At 57.5% G+C, this 16057-nt stretch carries 18 protein-coding genes, 1 tRNA gene and 1 pseudogene; 6 read left to right on the top strand and 14 right to left on the bottom strand.

Annotated elements, in window-relative coordinates; genetic code table 11:
• On the top strand, nucleotides 1–396 hold the full coding sequence (locus K5K95_RS17815) for a hypothetical protein (RefSeq protein ID WP_222585388.1): 396 nt from the start codon (nucleotides 1–3) through the stop codon (nucleotides 394–396).
• Between the two features lie 130 nt (nucleotides 397–526).
• Here the strand turns inward: K5K95_RS17815 and K5K95_RS17810 are convergent, their stop codons facing one another.
• From K5K95_RS17810 to K5K95_RS17780, 8 genes are all read right to left on the bottom strand, one after another.
• Nucleotides 527–739 carry a hypothetical protein gene (locus K5K95_RS17810; protein ID WP_222585387.1) on the bottom strand — a complete coding sequence of 71 codons (213 nt, stop codon included), beginning with the start codon at nucleotides 737–739 and terminating at the stop codon, nucleotides 527–529.
• A 105-nt stretch (nucleotides 740–844) separates the two neighbouring features.
• Entirely contained in the window at nucleotides 845–1039 is a 195-nt protein-coding gene (locus K5K95_RS17805; protein WP_222585386.1) for a hypothetical protein, read from the bottom strand.
• 128 nt (nucleotides 1040–1167) lie between these two features.
• Nucleotides 1168–1596, bottom strand: a complete 429-nt coding sequence (locus tag K5K95_RS17800) for a hypothetical protein (protein WP_222585385.1) — start codon at nucleotides 1594–1596, stop codon at nucleotides 1168–1170.
• A gap of 192 nt (nucleotides 1597–1788) precedes the next feature.
• Nucleotides 1789–2154, bottom strand: coding sequence for a bacteriocin (locus K5K95_RS17795; protein ID WP_222585384.1), 366 nt, complete (start codon nucleotides 2152–2154; stop codon nucleotides 1789–1791).
• A gap of 335 nt (nucleotides 2155–2489) precedes the next feature.
• Nucleotides 2490–2678, bottom strand: a complete 189-nt coding sequence (locus K5K95_RS33095) for a hypothetical protein (protein WP_261397994.1) — start codon at nucleotides 2676–2678, stop codon at nucleotides 2490–2492.
• 188 nt (nucleotides 2679–2866) lie between these two features.
• Entirely contained in the window at nucleotides 2867–3187 is a 321-nt protein-coding gene (locus K5K95_RS17790) for a YbjQ family protein (RefSeq protein ID WP_222590362.1), read from the bottom strand.
• 148 nt (nucleotides 3188–3335) lie between these two features.
• Entirely contained in the window at nucleotides 3336–3518 is a 183-nt protein-coding gene (locus K5K95_RS17785) for a hypothetical protein (RefSeq protein WP_208672255.1), read from the bottom strand.
• Between the two features lie 330 nt (nucleotides 3519–3848).
• A tRNA-Ser gene (locus K5K95_RS17780) sits at nucleotides 3849–3938 on the bottom strand.
• 308 nt (nucleotides 3939–4246) lie between these two features.
• Between K5K95_RS17780 and K5K95_RS17775 the strand changes: the two genes are divergently transcribed.
• The 3 genes from K5K95_RS17775 to K5K95_RS17765 all read left to right on the top strand — a co-directional run bounded on the left by K5K95_RS17775 (nucleotide 4247) and on the right by K5K95_RS17765 (nucleotide 7006).
• Entirely contained in the window at nucleotides 4247–4936 is a 690-nt protein-coding gene (locus K5K95_RS17775) for a crotonase/enoyl-CoA hydratase family protein (RefSeq protein WP_222585383.1), read from the top strand.
• Nucleotides 4937–5148: 212 nt separating this feature from the next.
• Nucleotides 5149–5871, top strand: a complete 723-nt coding sequence (locus K5K95_RS17770) for a lysophospholipid acyltransferase family protein (protein WP_222585382.1) — start codon at nucleotides 5149–5151, stop codon at nucleotides 5869–5871.
• Between the two features lie 163 nt (nucleotides 5872–6034).
• A complete protein-coding gene (locus K5K95_RS17765; protein WP_222585381.1) occupies nucleotides 6035–7006 on the top strand; it encodes a magnesium and cobalt transport protein CorA in 972 nt (323 codons plus the stop codon).
• 92 nt (nucleotides 7007–7098) lie between these two features.
• Here the strand turns inward: K5K95_RS17765 and K5K95_RS17760 are convergent, their stop codons facing one another.
• From K5K95_RS17760 to K5K95_RS17750, 3 genes are all read right to left on the bottom strand, one after another.
• A complete protein-coding gene (locus K5K95_RS17760; RefSeq protein ID WP_222585380.1) occupies nucleotides 7099–7821 on the bottom strand; it encodes an amidotransferase in 723 nt (240 codons plus the stop codon).
• Nucleotides 7822–7916: 95 nt separating this feature from the next.
• Entirely contained in the window at nucleotides 7917–10061 is a 2145-nt protein-coding gene (locus K5K95_RS17755; RefSeq protein ID WP_222585379.1) for a 3-hydroxyacyl-CoA dehydrogenase NAD-binding domain-containing protein, read from the bottom strand.
• Nucleotides 10062–10086: 25 nt separating this feature from the next.
• Entirely contained in the window at nucleotides 10087–11292 is a 1206-nt protein-coding gene (locus tag K5K95_RS17750) for an acetyl-CoA C-acetyltransferase (protein WP_222585378.1), read from the bottom strand.
• 272 nt (nucleotides 11293–11564) lie between these two features.
• On the opposite strand from K5K95_RS17750, the gene K5K95_RS17745 reads away from it, so the two are divergent.
• Both K5K95_RS17745 and K5K95_RS17740 read left to right on the top strand, forming a co-directional pair.
• Nucleotides 11565–11777, top strand: coding sequence for a hypothetical protein (locus K5K95_RS17745; RefSeq protein WP_222590499.1), 213 nt, complete (start codon nucleotides 11565–11567; stop codon nucleotides 11775–11777).
• Between the two features lie 106 nt (nucleotides 11778–11883).
• Nucleotides 11884–12706 (top strand): annotated as a pseudogene (locus K5K95_RS17740) (c-type cytochrome).
• Nucleotides 12707–12845: 139 nt separating this feature from the next.
• Here the strand turns inward: K5K95_RS17740 and K5K95_RS17735 are convergent.
• Genes K5K95_RS17735 through K5K95_RS17725 form a run of 3 tightly spaced genes read right to left on the bottom strand, consistent with a single transcriptional unit; the run spans nucleotide 12846 to nucleotide 16030 of the window.
• Nucleotides 12846–13661, bottom strand: coding sequence for a transglutaminase N-terminal domain-containing protein (locus K5K95_RS17735; protein WP_208671982.1), 816 nt, complete (start codon nucleotides 13659–13661; stop codon nucleotides 12846–12848).
• Nucleotides 13658–14608 carry an alpha-E domain-containing protein gene (locus tag K5K95_RS17730; protein WP_033055742.1) on the bottom strand — a complete coding sequence of 317 codons (951 nt, stop codon included), beginning with the start codon at nucleotides 14606–14608 and terminating at the stop codon, nucleotides 13658–13660. Before K5K95_RS17730 ends, K5K95_RS17735 begins: the two co-directional genes overlap by 4 nt.
• 12 nt (nucleotides 14609–14620) lie before the next feature.
• Entirely contained in the window at nucleotides 14621–16030 is a 1410-nt protein-coding gene (locus K5K95_RS17725) for a circularly permuted type 2 ATP-grasp protein (protein WP_090181836.1), read from the bottom strand.
• Nucleotides 16031–16057: the final 27 nt, after the last annotated feature.

Raw genomic sequence — 16057 nt, 5'->3', positions numbered from 1 at the left:
ATGAAAAAAACAATTGAAGTATCCATAAACACCTGCGGAGTTACCCAAAAGGCCTTAATTGAATGCGACCGAAAAAATTTGACGTTAGCATTAAGAACGAAAAACGGATTGAGTAAAACATACACAGCTCAAGATCTTTTCCAATGCTTTGGGTTGTTGCGAGCCGACTTTCAAGAAATAAATTTTCTATGCAAAGGAGCTAAAGTCAATGTCTATCCGTCGCGCATGGCATCGCAAATGGCTGGCGGCATAGTGGCGTATGAACTTCAATTAGGACGGCCTGCAGAGACGGAAGACATCGTAAATATCTTCGACTTTGATGACACAGACATCACAAATGACATTCAACAGCAAAGGGATTTCTATAAACGTTGGATAGAATCGTTAATGCACTAGTCTTGGGCTATCAGACAACAATCACCACATGCAAAAAATTACAACTATACCGGGACCATCAGATTGGCTCGGATCATGGTGCAGCACCCTTAAAAATCTTTAAAAGTGCCGCACAATCAACAAGCAGCCTTCAACTCGGCTCACCCGAAGCGTCATTACCAGCGATATCCGGGTCTTCCGGGGTGGCTTCTACATCGCCACGTTTTACATCATTCGTGCGCAATTGCTCCTCTGCGGCGTCGTCATCCGGCGGACGTTGATCGCGACTCAAGGAATCGGTGGGCGAAGGCAGCGGATATTCAGGGGTTTCGTCGATGTCGGCGTCTTTCGGATCAGCGTTCATTCAGCACCTCTCAAAGGGCCTGAAAAGCAGGCCCTGAAATTTCGAGGGCGAGTCTCCGCGAGTGTTCGATCAAAGAGACGATCGGTCGGTCCGCTCGAATGCAGGTCAATCTTCTTCGTTTTCTTCGTCTTCATCCTCTTCTTCATACTCGGTGTTACCCACATCACCGGCATCATCGGAATCGTTGAGCGGCACCGTTGCGTCATCCATTAAAGAACCAGGATCTTCGTTTCCGGGATCATTGATGAATGGCAACCCACTTGGGCCTTTTTCTTCCTTGCCTTCGGTTTCAGGTGTCATGACGTGCCTCGTAGGATTCAGGGATCTATGAAGTTCGAGGCGGCTCGCGGCCAAACGTTCCGATGCCCAACAGACAGACACGAAAAACCCGGCACCAGGCCGGGTTTTTTCTGTCACTCACTGACGAATCAGTGATTTTTGTTTCTGTGTTTGTTCTTATGCTTGTGGCCGTGTCCAGAATGAGAACCGCCGCCGCCACTGTCTGTACCCAGGTTGTTGCCTAGGGCGCCGCCTGCTGCACCGCCAAGGCCTGCGCCAATGGTCGAACCGGTGGATCCACCGAGGCGATTACCGACCAGCGAACCACCGGCAGAGCCCAGACCACCGCCAATGGCTGCTTCTGTGCGGCTTCCCTTGGGAGCGCCGACGGCACTGCCTGCCGCGCCACCCACACCAGCGCCAATCGCCGCGCCTGTGCTGCCGCCCATGCTCTGGCCGACCACGTTGCCCAAAACACCGCCTAAACCACCGCCAACTGCCGCAGTGCCGTCACCGGCAGCCATTGCACCTTGAGCGACCAAAAGTCCCAGAAACAACGTGGACAAAGTCAAACGCATGATATGAACCTCAAATTCCGCATCGGGGGTAAGAGTACGCTCTGCGGATGGCCGTGAGTCTAACACCTGCACTCACTGAATCCGGTCAGCGATGAAGGTTGGACAGCTTTTAATTCGAAGTAAGCGAAAAAGAAACATTCAGATACGAAAAGCCCGGCATAAAGCCGGGCTATTCAGCAAATCAATCCAAAATCAGTGGCGCTTGTGACCCAGGTTGCTACCTACACCGCCACCCAACGCACCACCCAAGCCGGCGCCGATGGTAGAACCGTTCTTGCCGCCCAGGCTGTTACCGATCAACGAACCGCCCGCGGCGCCGACACCGCCACCAATGGCTGCTTTGGTGCGGCTGCCTTTACGTGCTGCAACAGCGCTGCCTGCTGCGCCCGCAACGCCAGCACCAATCGCAGCGCCAGTGCTGCCGCCCATGCTTTGGCCGACCACGTTGCCCAACGCACCACCCAGACCACCACCGATCGCAGCAGTGCCATCACCGGCAGCCATTGCACCTTGAGTCACCAGAAGTCCCAGAACCAGAGCAGGCAGTGTTAAACGCATGACGAAAAACCTCAAAAATAGGGGAAACCGAAAAGCCGGGGATTGAATGCTTTTGAGGAGGTAACGTCCACACAAAAACCACCGTACCTCGCAATTAGCGACGGTTGGACAGTTTTTATGGAAAAGGTTTTATGACAGGCAAAAAAAAGCCCGCTGGGGAACGGGCAGGTACTGCTTTCTAACGGATGAGCTGAGACTACGTAGCGAGGTGTGAAAAGTTTGTGAAATTAATCAACAGGAAAATGATCATTTTTCTGTAGGCCATTTCGCGGAAAATCAGTCCTGAAAAAATGAAAAAACCCCGCTCTGATAGGCGGGGTCTGAACGGTTGATTGTTACTTCCTGGGAGGCGCCGCCACCCGAGGCAAGAATTTCGTCCTGGCCCCTCGGGGCGCCTTGGATTTCAGCTTTTGGGTCTGGACCGGGTCTTCGCCAAACCCCGCCACATACTCTGTCTGGCCACATTGCACGCAATTGTTGATTGGTAACTCTGCCCCGTCGTCTTCGATATACGGATCAGCCATAGCTCTTCCCCTCTCAAAGCGGGATCGATACCGGCAAGCCCTATTTGCCTGAAAAATACCGACCACCAAGGCTTTTGAGACTAGCCGGTCATTAGCGGACTTGTAATTCAGATTTTGCCATGACCGACGAATGGACCGCGCCACGTCCTACAAAATCCATCAGACGAATAAACAAGATCGCCGCCCACTCACCTCAGCTTGACGGCCGTCCCGGTCACAAACACCACCACCATCCCGCCGTTTCCGGACGGCATGCTGATCTCAAAATCGAGTCCCACCACCGCATCCGCCTGAAGAGCCCGCGCCCGTTCCTTGATCTCGTCGGTCGCCTGAATTCGCGCTTCCTTCAACGCCCGCTCCAATGTCTGTGACCGGCCACCGAAAAAATCCCGCAAGCCAGCGAACATGTCGCGGATGACGTTGACACCCTGTACCGACTCCGCGCTGACGATGTCCAGGTAGGCGGTGATTTGGCGGCCTTCGATGGCGTGGGTTGTGGTGGTGATCATGGGAATTCCTTCTTCACGGGGGCAGGCATTATTCGCCGACAGCCAACGGATGAAAACAGAAAAGCCCAGCATCGGCTGGGCTTTTGAATTCATATTTCGCTCAAGTATCAGGAAATGTATCGGGCGTTGGGCAACTGCATCAACAAGGTCATAGAAGCTTGATCAACACCGTCGTAATGGTTGCCACCGTTCCAATCAATCCCGTCGCAACAGCCACCGGATACCAAAAAGTTTCACGGGTCATCTTGCCAGCTTCGGCATTCAGTTTGCGTTGTTCAGAGAGCAACTTGACGATCTCTACGTGAACCTTTTCCAGCTCGGCCTGTTTCATGGTCATTTCCTGCATTCTTGCGTATGTCCGTCTCGGATAAGGGAGAGCGCCACTTGCGCTGCTCTTTGATTCATTTTGTACCTTTGAAGAGCAAAACAAAAACCCCTACCCAAAGCAGCTCATCAGAGGTGCAAGCCCCATGGAAGCACCGAAACAACTGGCTTTCCAGCATTACTTCCGACACCCCAATGACTGTTCCTACATTACTTCAGGACGTTTCTCCACCGATTGAGCTGCTTCCAAATCGGAGCCGTGACTATTTTTCAGTCTCCCAGAAACCACAAAACCCCTGATTTCTCTCGAAATCAGGGGTTCTGGTTACATCGAATTTGGCGGTGAAGGAGAGATTCGAACTCTCGATACAATTTCTTGTATACACACTTTCCAGGCGTGCTCCTTAAGCCACTCGGACACTTCACCGTATCTCGTCAAACATGTTCTGTCTGTCGAGGCGCGCTAATGTAGTCGAAAGCTTTTGCGATGGCAAACTTTTTTTGCAGAATTTTCATGCGCTTAGCGTTTCAGTCGTTCCAGCAGATTCCGGGCCATGGCAAACCTGCCAATCTCCGGGTTCGCGCCCTCTTCTATAGAGAGGGGAATGCGTTGTGGGGGCGGCGAGCTACGCTTGCCGGGCGGGGAAAGGGTGACTGGCGGGTCAGTCACGGCGCTTTACCTGGGCTGTCGCGGTGGGTAACGTCTGCTCCAACTTTCATATAAGGAATAGCGTCATGAGTGAGTTGATTTCCTACCATCTCGAAGACGGTATCGCGACCCTGACCTTGAGCAATGGCAAGGTCAATGCCATCTCGCCAGACGTGATTGCGGCGTTCAATGCTGCGCTGGATCAGGCGGTGACTGATCGTGCGGTGGTGATTATTACCGGTACGCCCGGGATTCTGTCCGGCGGTTATGACTTGAAGGTGATGACGTCCGGCCCTAAAGAAGCAGTGGCGTTGGTCACCGCCGGCTCGACGCTGGCCCGCCGCCTGTTGTCGCACCCGTTCCCGGTCATCGTGGCGTGCCCTGGGCATGCGGTGGCCAAAGGCGCCTTCCTGCTGTTGTCGGCGGACTACCGCATCGGTGTCGACGGCCCGTTCAGCATTGGCCTGAACGAAGTGCAGATCGGCATGACCATGCACCACGCCGGTATCGAGATCGCGCGTGATCGTCTGCGCAAGTCGGCGTTCCACCGTTCCGTCATCAACGGTGAGATGTTTAATCCGCAAAGCGCCGTTGATGCCGGTTTCCTCGACGTGGTGGTGTCGGCCGAGGAGCTGCAAGGCGCGGCGCTGGCGGCAGCCCGTCAGTTGAAGAAGATCAACATGACCGCGCACAAGAACACCAAGTTGAAAGTGCGCAAGGCACTCCTGGAGACGCTGGACAACGCAATCATCCTGGATCAGGAACACATGGGTTAAGTCCAACCGCGCTACACCGAAAGCCCGACCGTCGTGTCGGGCTTTTTCTTACACCTATTGTTGAAAACTCAACAACCGCTCTAGAACGCGTCTGACCCACAAGTCGGAAACATGCGCACAAACATCGCCTATCTCCTTCCTCTATAGGGGCAATTGCCGAAAACAGTGCACATCCGTACACTGCGCCACCTTTTGTCCCGGTGGGCCTGCAAATGCTGTTTGTGTTGCGTATGTTATTGATGGGCCTGCACTTTGTTCTGGCGGGCGTGCTGGGAGTGATACTCGGGCTGTGCCGACCGTTCAACCCCGACAACAGCCGTCTGTGCGCGCGCCTGTACGCATGGCCGGCGATGTGTATTTTACGTTTGCGCGTGAAGGCAGATGTCGGGCCGTTGATGAACAAACCCGAGAGCTGCGTGATCATCGCCAACCACCAATCCAACTACGATCTGTTTGTGTTCGGCAACGTGGTGCCCCGCCGCACCGTGTGCATCGGCAAGAAAAGTCTGAAGTGGGTGCCGCTGTTCGGTCAGTTGTTCTGGCTGGCCGGCAATGTGTTGATCGACCGCGGCAATGCGCACAAGGCGCGCCAGTCGATGCTGACCACCACGCAGACCTTGCAGCATGAGGACACCTCGATCTGGGTCTTTCCGGAAGGCACGCGCAACCTCGGTGAAGAACTGCTGCCCTTCAAGAAAGGGGCGTTCCAGATGGCGATTGCCGCCGGGGTGCCCATCGTGCCGGTGTGCGTCAGTACCTACGTCAAACACATGCGATTGAACCGCTGGCGCAGTGGGAAAATTCTGATTCGCTCGCTGCCGGCGATTCCAACCGCGGGATTAAGCCTGGACGATATGCCTCTGCTGATTGCCCAGTGTCGTGAACAAATGCGCGAGTGCATCGAGTCGATGGACCGGCAACTGCAAGCCGCGTAAAAGGAAAACCCGCCTGGTGCGGGTTTTCTTTTGCCTGCGAGCTTTGGCCCACGAACTCTGCGGTGTTTGCTGACTCTCAAGCAGCAGACACGGCTAAGCTTAATAGTGCTTGCCACTGAGTTTTCGCTGATAAAAAACGCTGAATAAGAAGTGAATCAACATCATGGGTAGAGTTGTTGCTGCAGCGGTGTATAGCGCCGGTAAGAAAGTCACCAATATCACCCTCGACGAAGGCGCTGCCTGGGCTGCGAAGCCTGGCCACTTTGTCTGGATCGGCCTTGAAGAGCCGAATGCGCACGAGCTGGCCAACCTGCAACGCCAGTTCAATCTGCACGAACTGGCCATTGAAGACGCCCTGGAAAAACACAGCCGACCGAAGCTCGAAACCTTCGGCGATGCGTTGTTTATCGTCACATATTCGCCGATCCGCAATGAAGGCAAACTGGAGTTTATCGAGACCCATATCTTTGCCGGCAACGGTTACATCATTACCGCACGCAATGGTCATTCGGCGTCCTACTCCCTCGTCCGACAACGTTGTGAGGCGCGTCCGATTCTGTTGGAGCACGGGGAAGATTTCGTCCTCTATGCGATCCTCGATTTCGTCATTGAAAACTACCAGCCGATGGGCGAAGCGATCCATGCCGAGATCGATGAACTTGAGCGCAACGTGCTGTGTAGCGAGTTGAAGGAACGTGACATCCAGAAACTTCACAGCCTGCGCCGGGATGTATTGCGCCTGCGTCGTTACGCGGGGCCGATGGTGGAAATCGGTGAGGAACTGCAAAAGCTGAGCTTCCCCTTCATCGACAAGAACATGCGCCCCTACTTTCGCGATGTGCAGATTCATGTAACGCGGCAACTGGAGGATCTGACGACCCTGGCGGACATTGCCAGCCAGACGATTGAAGTTGGAGTTTTGCTGGAGGCTGCACGCCAAAGCGTGGTGCAACGCAAGTTTGCGGCGTGGGCGGCCATTTTGGCATTCCCGACGGCAGTGGCCGGGATTTATGGGATGAACTTCCAGAACATGCCTGAGCTGGCGTGGCATTACGGGTATTTTGCGGTGTTGGGGTTTATTACGTTGGGATGCGTGGGTTTGTGGGCGAGTTTCAAGAAGTCGGGGTGGTTGTAGCCAACACCGGGTCGCCTGGAATAATCGCGAGCAGGCTCACTCCCACATTGGATCTGCGCAACACCGCAGATCCAATGTGGGCGCTTTTAGCGTCAAACAGCTTCGGGCTTGTGCGCGACAAACCGCATCATCCATTCCGCCACGGTTGTGCCGTGATGCTCATGCTCAAGACTCGCCATGCCCTGGGAATAAACCTTCTCGCCCAGCGCTTCCTGACGGATATCCAGTAACGCTCGCGAGTAATCGTGAATGAATTCCGGATGGCCCTGGAAACACAGCACCTGGTCGTTGATGTGGTACGCGGCGAACGGACAGAAATCGCTCGAGGCGATGACCGTGGCGTTTTCCGGCAGCGACGTCACCTGATCCTGGTGGCTGATCAACAAGGTCAGCTCTTCGCGCAGCGGGCTCATCCACGGCGCTTTCGCAGCCATTTTGTATTTGTGCGTGCCGACGCCCCAGCCCTGGGTTGCGCGCTCACTCTTGCCGCCCAACAGCAGCGCCAGCAACTGGTGGCCGAAGCACACGCCCAGCAATTTGTCGCCGCGCTCGTAACGTTTGAGCAAGTAGGCTCGCAGGGTTTCAATCCACGGGTCGGTGCCGAAGGAGTCAGCCTTGCTGCCCGTGATGAGGTAGGCGTCGAACGTCAGATCATCGCTTGGGTACTCGCCCTGCATCACGTTGTAGACGCTGAACTCGGCCTCGATGGGTTGCTGCGAAAACAGACGCTGGAACATCTGCCCGTAACCCTGGTATTGATCGACCAGTTCTGGACGCAGGATGTCGGTTTCCAGAATGCAGATGCGTAACGACATAAAAAATACCTGACACGTGATGGGAATAATGCACACCCCAGAGCCTGCCTTGAAACACGGTGGCAAGGCAAGCCCCGGAGTGCGTCATACGTCCCTTAGAAGGCCTCCCCTTTGGCGGCTTTCTCCAGCAGCAGCGCAGGTGGCGCGAAACGCTCGCCATATTGCCGGGCCAGGTACTGGGCACGGGCGACGAAATCTTTTACGCCGTACTGGTTGATGAACTGCAGCGCGCCGCCGGTCCAGGCCGCGAAGCCGATGCCGAAGATCGAGCCGACGTTGGCGTCCGCCGTCGAGGTCAACACGCCCTCCTCCACGCAACGCACGGTTTCGATGGCCTGCACGAACAGCAAGCGATCACGCACGTCCTTGGGCGAAATCTGTCCGTCGGCTTTCTCGAAGCGGGTTTTCAGTCCGGGCCACAGATGTTTCTGGCCACCGGCCGGATAGTCATAGAAACCGCCTCCGGCCGCTTTACCGGGCCGTTTGTATTCCTTGAGCAGCAGGTCAATCACCGCGAACGCCGGGTGTTCAACCAGCGGTTTCCCTTCCGCTTGCAGGTCTTTAGCGGTTTGCTGGCGGATATGGTTCATCAGGCTGAGGGACACTTCGTCGGAGATCGCCAGAGGCCCGACCGGCATGCCGGCCTTGCGCGCTTCGGTCTCGATCATCGGCGCGCTAACGCCTTCGCCGAGCATGGCGATCCCCTCGTTGGTGAAGGTGCCGAACACCCGCGAAGTAAAGAAACCGCGACTGTCGTTGACCACAATCGGAGTTTTCTTGATTTGCAGGACTAAATCGAATCCACGCGCCAGGGTTTCGTCGCTGGTGTGGGTGCCCTTGATGATCTCCACCAATGGCATTTTTTCCACAGGGCTGAAGAAATGCAGGCCGATGAACTTGCTTGGGTCCGGTACGGCGGTGGCCAGGCCGCTGATCGGCAAGGTCGAGGTATTGGAGGCGATCACTGCGTCAGCGCCAACGACCTTCTGCGCGGCCGACGAGACTTTGCCTTTCAATTCACGGTCTTCGAACACCGCTTCGATGATCAGATCGCAACCGGCAAGATCCGCATCGCTCTGCGTGGTGTGAATCCGCGCCAGAATCGCTTCGCGCTGCTCGGCAAGCATCTGGCCACGGGCAACTTTCTTGTCCAGCAGCGCTGCCGAGTGCGCCTTGCCCTTCTCCGCTGCCATGAGCGTGACGTCCTTGAGCACCACCTCAATACCGGCCGATGCGCTGACGAACGCAATACCGGCACCCATCATCCCGGCACCGAGCACGCCGACTTTCTGCGTCACGTAAGGGGCAAAACCTTGAGGTCGCGAGCCGCCAGCGTTGATCTCATTGAGTTGAAACCAGAACGTACCGATCAGGTTTTTTGAGATTTGGCCGGTGGTCAATTCGGTGAAATAGCGGGTTTCGATCAGGTGCGCCGTGTCGAAATCCACTTGGGCCCCTTCCACCGCCGCACACAGGATCTTCTCCGGCGCTGGCAGGCAGCCTTGGGTTTTACTGCGCAGGATCGACGGCGCGATGGCAAGCATTTGCGCGACTTTCGGGTTCGATGGCGTGCCACCCGGAATCTGATAACCCTTCACGTCCCAACGCTGCACAGCCGACGGATTGGCCACAATCCAGGCCCGCGCCTTGCTCAGCAACTCATCGTGATCCTTCGCCAACTCGTCAATCAACCCCGCCTGCAACGCTTGTTGTGGCCGGACTTTTTTACCCTCGAGCAAGTAAGGCAAAGCCTTTTCAATCCCTAGCATGCGCACCATGCGCACCACCCCGCCGCCGCCCGGCAACAAGCCGAGGGTCACTTCCGGCAAGCCAAGTTGCACCGATGGATTGTCCAGCGCCACACGGTGATGACACGCCAGGCAGATTTCCCACCCGCCGCCCAACGCGGCACCGTTGATCGCGGCGACTACCGGTTTCCCGAGTGTTTCCAGCGTACGCAATTGAGCCTTGAGGGTCAGCACCATATCGTAGAAGGCTTTGGCTTCGGGTTTGCCGACCTTGATCAATTCATTGAGGTCGCCACCGGCAAAAAAGGTTTTCTTGGCCGAGGTGATGATCACGCCGGCAAGGCTGTCCTTTTCGGCCACCAGTCGGGCAACGCAGGTGGCCATGGCCTCGCGATAGACCGCGTTCATGGTATTGGCGCTCTGGCCCGGCATGTCGATGGTCAGGACGACGATCTGGTCCTGACCTTTTTCGTAACGAATGGCTTCTGTCATGTCATTTGTTCCTTAAGGTCGGGGCTCAGAGGCGTTCGATGATGGTGGCAATGCCCATGCCGCCGCCGACACACAGGGTCGCGAGGCCGTAGCGCAGGCGCCGGGTTTCCAGCTCATCGAGCAAGGTGCCGAGAATCGCGCAGCCAGTGGCGCCCAGCGGGTGCCCCATGGCTATGGAGCCGCCGTTGACGTTGACCTTTTCCGGGTCGATGGCCATGTCCTTGATGAATTTGAGCACCACCGAGGCGAAGGCCTCGTTGACCTCGAACAGGTCGATGTCTTCGACGCGCAGCCCGGCCTTGGCCAAGGCCTTGCGCGTAGCGGGTGCGGGGCCGGTGAGCATGATGGTCGGATCGGTGCTGGTCACCGCAGTGGCAACGATCCGCGCCCGCGGCTGTAACCCGAGTGCCCGGCCCTTGGCCTCGGAGCCGATCAGCATCAACGCCGCGCCGTCGACGATCCCGGAGCTGTTGCCCGGCGTATGCACGTGGTTGATCCGCTCGACATGGCTGTACACGCGCAATGCGGTAGCGTCGAAGCCCATTTGCCCCATCATCTCGAAGCTCGGCTTGAGTTTGGCCAGGCCTTCGAGGGTCGATTCGGCGCGAATGAACTCATCGTGATCGAGCAGGATGATGCCGTTCTGGTCCTGCACCGGCACCAGTGACTTGTTGAACGAACCATCGGCCCGCGCCCGCGCCGCTTTCTGCTGGGAGTGCAGCGCGTAGGCATCGACGTCCTGACGGCTGAAACCTTCGATTGTAGCGATCAGGTCGGCGCCCACGCCTTGCGGGGTGAAATGGCTGTGCAGATTGGTTTCCGGGTCCAGCGCCCAAGGGCCACCGTCGCTGCCCATGGGCACGCGAGACATGGACTCAACGCCGCCGACCACCACCAGGTCTTCGAAACCGGAACGGACTTTCATCGCGCCCAGGTTCACGGCCTCCAGTCCCGAGGCGCAAAAGCGGTTGATCTGCACGCCTGACACGCTGACGTCCCAATCGGCCACTTGTGCTGCGGTCTTGGCGATATCGGAGCCTTGATCGCCGATTGGCGTGACACAGCCGAGCACCACGTCATCCACTTGGCTGGTGTCCAACGACATGCGCTGTTGCAATGCCGTGAGCAACCCGGCCACCAGATTCACCGGCTTGACACTGTGCAGGGAGCCCTCAGGCTTCCCTTTGCCACGGGGCGTGCGTAACGCGTCGAAAATCAAAGCTTGGGTCATGACGTCCTCGAACCTGGCGGTGAGTAAACACTGAGCCTCCACCTTATTCCGAGCCCGCACCGATTCAATGACCGCAATGCTCACTGGCGTTGACGGACACGCTCAGACGGACGGTCGCCAACCCGCTGATTAACCGATTCACGTCACCAAGCTGTCTAGCAAAAGGGCGCCCAAGAAGCTGGCAATAGGCCTCATGCCTTTTTAATAGCCTGCAGCAAGCGAACCATATGAAATGGATCTAAACCAAGCGTGACGCGGGCTCTAAGGTGAACATGTACGAAGTTGTCGTCGGGTTTTGCCGAGGCACTCGTCTTACAGGAAGTGCAGCGCTCGCCGTCATGGAGATATGCAGGCAAGCATCAGGAAATAACAAAAAAGGCGGTCAAGCCATGTTCAAACATTCGAAAGTACGTCAAGCCGGGCTCATTTTATTCGCCACTACGCTGTTGTTGATTTTGCCGAACCTGACGAAGGTGATCGGCTAGTCGATCATTTAACGGTGCCAGGTTTTTATATCGCCATCCAAAATATGTGACTGGCTCGCTACCCGGGCCAGCGTGGGTGTGCCAACCTTTAAGGCACTCTCACGACATGGACGGCGATCATCTTGAAAACGCTTATTTTATTCGGGGCCTTGCTGCTTGCCTCGCCCCTGTATGCCGCACAGCTGAATCTGGAGCTGGGCGCGAACAGTCGCACCTGGCAGACCGAGGAGTTGCTCAAGCATCCTCAAGCCCAGACCATCACCATCAGTAACGACGTTTCCTACAAACGGGACATGAGCTATCGCGCCGTTCCGTTGAGCGCGTTGTTGACCGGAATCAAGCCTGACGATCATCTGCAAGCCGTGGCCCTGGACGGGTTTGCCGCGGAGTTGTCGGCGGCGCCATTGCTCAATGCCAAGGGCGCCCGCGCCTGGTTGGCGATTGAGGACCCGGCCAAGCCGTGGCCACCATTGTCCGAAGGCAAGCACAGCGCCGGGCCGTTTTATCTGGTGTGGACCAATCCACAAGCCGGCAATATCAGCCCCGAGCAATGGCCATACGAGGTGGCAAGCCTCAAGCGCATGGCGCCCGTGGCCGAGCGCTTCCCTGCCCTGCTACCTGATCCTGCGTTGAAGGCGGATGATCCGGTGAATAAAGGCTTTGCGCTGTTTCAGAAAAATTGCCTGGCCTGTCATCGACTCAATGGTGCGGGGGACGCGCAGTTTGGGCCGGACCTGAATATTCCGTTCAGCCCGACCGAATACTTCGGCGCGGAATTTCTCAAGCGCTACATTCGTGATCCGCAGAGTTTGCGCCAGTGGCCGCAGGCGAAGATGCCGGCATTTGCGCCGTCGGTGTTGCCGGATGGCGATCTGGAGATGTTGGTGGGGTATTTGAAACACATGGCGGGGCGCAAAGCCAAGCCGTAATCGATCGTTCCCACGCTCTGCGTGGGAATGCAGCCCGTGACGCTCTGCGTCGCATCAAAAGCCGAACGCAGAGCGTCCGTTGAGGCATTCCCACGCGGACGGTTCGACGCCTCGACGTGGGAACGATCAGTGTGCAGGTTTACTGTTGCTGAACGGAGATAACCGGCGCAGGCATCGGCGTTGGCGATACAAACACCTTCGCGTGCATCTGCTCACACCCACCTCCGCGCCGCATACCGCGCACCGGGCAGGCATCCAGATAATCCAGGCCCACGGCCAGTTTCAAATGGCGTTCCGGGCGAGCCAGTTCGTTGGTCACATCGAAGCTGTACCAGGCGTCATCCAGCCAGGCTTCCGCCCAGGCGTGACTGGCCAAGTGCTCGCTGTTCTCGCTGTACAAATAACCCGACACATAACGCGACGGAATGCCCAGGCTGCGCGCACAGGCGAGGAACGCATGGGTGTGGTCCTGACAGACGCCTGCACGCCCGGCGAAAGCCTGGGCGGCGCTGGTGTCGACTTCGGTGGAGCCCGGCGTGTAGGTCATGTGCGAGTTCAGGCCATGCATCAAATCAATCAGCGCCGTACGATCCCGACGTTTTTTGCATTCTTTATCCGCAAACGCGCGCAGGGCTTCGTCCGCTTCAGTCAGCCGGGTGAAACGCAGGAACGGCAGCGCCGATTGGCTTTCATGTTCGGCTTCGCGCAGCTCGTCAATGTCGACCTGGCCACGGGCGCCGATGATGATCGCTTCATGCGGCTCGTCCATGGTCAGCACGTGCAGGATATTGCCGAACGGGTCCAGTTGCGCGCGCACCGGGCGCGGCAGGTCGAGTTGCCAGCTCAGAACATGCTGGCGCTCACTGTCGTGGGGTGTCAGTCGCAAATACTGGATGCTCGCCCGCACCTGATCTTCGTAGTGATAGGTGGTCTCGTGGCTAATGGAAAGTCTCATGCAGCCTCCAGGTAGGAACTGTGAATGGCGTTGCCCAACTGGCGCACCAGCGGGATGAACTCGGTCAGCCAGGCGTGCAGGCCTTCGTCGAGAATTTCGGTGATGCCGGTGTAGCGCAAGCGCGCGTCCATCTCCGCCGCCAGACGTTGCGCGGGACGACCGTTGGCCCCCGGCAACTGGGCGAGGATCTGGTCGATTTCTTCGGTGCAGGCTCGCAAGGAACGAGGAACGTCAGCTCGCAGCAACAGTAGTTCGGCGACATGGCGGGCGCCGGGAGCATCGCGATAGATCTCGGTGTATGCCTCGAACGAGGACAATGCCCGCAGCAATGCGCTCCACTGGTAATAGGCGTGAGCGGTGCCGTCGCTGACCGCCTCGGCCTGATCGCCGGCCATTTCATAGCGGGCGTCGAGCAGGCGCAACGTGTTGTCGGCCCGTTCGATAAACGTCCCCAAGCGAATGAAGCGGAATGCATCGTTACGCATGATCGTGCCGTAGGACGCGCCGCGGAACAGGTGGGAACGCTCCTTGATCCACTCGCAGAAACGGCTCATGCCGTAACGGCTCAAACCCTGATCGGCGATCCCGCGAATTTCCAGCCAAGTGGCGTTGATGTTCTCCCACATGTCAGCGGTGATTCGCCCACGCACCGCATGGGCACTGGCCCGTGCAGCGCCCAGACAGCTGTAGATGCTGGCCGGGTTGGCGGCGTCCAGGGCGAAGAAATGCAGCAGCCGTTCGGCGTGCAAATCGCCGTGGCGCTCAAGGTAATCGTCCAGTGTCCCGGTGATCAGCAATGGCATGGCCAATTCGTGCAGACCGTCACCGCGACCATCTTGTGGCATCAGCGACAGCGAATAACTGATGTCGAGCATCCGTGCGAGGTTTTCCGCCCGCTCCAGGTAACGCGACATCCAATACAAATCCGAGGCAGTTCTACTTAACATGGCAAGCTTCCTTCAATCCTCGACTACCCAGGTGTCCTTGGTTCCGCCGCCCTGGGAGGAATTCACCACCAGGGAGCCTTCGCGCAGGGCGACACGGGTCAAACCGCCGGGCACAACCCGTGTTTCACGGCCAGACAATACGAACGGACGCAGGTCGATGTGCCGTGGTGCGATGCCGTTTTCGACAAAGGTCGGACACGTCGACAATGACAACGTCGGTTGCGCGATGTACGCATGGGGCTTGGCTTTGATCCGCGCACGGAACGACTCGATCTCCGCCGCCGTCGCCGCCGGCCCCACCAGCATTCCGTAACCGCCGGAGCCCTGGGTTTCCTTGACCACCAGGTCTGGCAGATTGGCCAGCACGTGGGACAATTCAGAGGGATTACGGCACTGGAACGTCGGCACGTTCTTCAGGATCGGTTCCTCATCGAGGTAGAAACGGATCATGTCCGTGACAAACGGATACACCGACTTGTCGTCCGCAACCCCGGTGCCGATCGCATTGGCCAGCACCACGTTGCCGGAGCGGTAGGACGACAACAGTCCCGGCACGCCGAGCATCGAATCCGGGTTGAACGCCAGCGGATCGAGAAACGCATCGTCGAGGCGTCGGTAAATCACGTCGACGGCTTTCGGCCCGTCCGTTGTGCGCATGAATACCTTGTCGTCGCGCACGAACAGGTCAGCGCCCTCCACCAGTTCAACGCCCATCTCCCGCGCCAGGAAGGCATGCTCGAAAAATGCGCTGTTGAAGCGGCCCGGCGTCAGCACCACCACGCTCGGGTTATCGATCGGGCTGGAGCTTTTCAGAGTGTCGAGCAACAGATTCGGGTAGTGGTCGATGGGTGCGATGCGCTGAGCCGCGAACAACTCGGGGAACAGGCGCATCATCATCTTGCGGTCTTCGAGCATGTAGCTCACGCCGCTCGGTGTGCGCAGATTGTCTTCGAGCACGTAATACGTGCCGTCGCCATCACGCACAAGGTCTACGCCGGAGATGTGCGAATAGATATCGCGGTGCAGGTCCAGCCCTTGCATCGCCAACTGGTATTGCTCGTTGGCCAGCACTTGTTCGGCCGGAATGATGCCGGCCTTGATGATGCGCTGCTCGTGATACAGGTCGGCGAGGAACATGTTCAACGCCTTGACCCGCTGGATACAGCCGCGTTCGACGATCCGCCATTCGCTGGCGGGGATGCTGCGGGGGATGGTGTCGAAGGGAATCAGGCGCTCTGTCCCCTGCTCATCACCGTAAAGCGTGAACGTAATCCCGGCGCGATGAAATAACAGATCGGCCTCGCGTCGCCGTTGTGCCAATAGCTCGTCAGGCGTCTCGGCCAGCCAACGGGCAAACTCCCGATAATGCGGGCGGACCTGGCCGCCGGCATCGTACATCTCATCAAAATAGGTGCGGATCATGCCGTACTCCTTGTCACCCGGACATCT

The sequence above is a fragment of the Pseudomonas sp. DR48 genome (assembly GCF_019823085.1).
In the GTDB taxonomy this organism is placed as follows: Bacteria; Pseudomonadota; Gammaproteobacteria; order Pseudomonadales; family Pseudomonadaceae; genus Aquipseudomonas.
The sequence above is the reverse complement of the archived record's forward strand: the minus strand, read 5'-3'. Positions and strand labels throughout refer to the sequence as shown.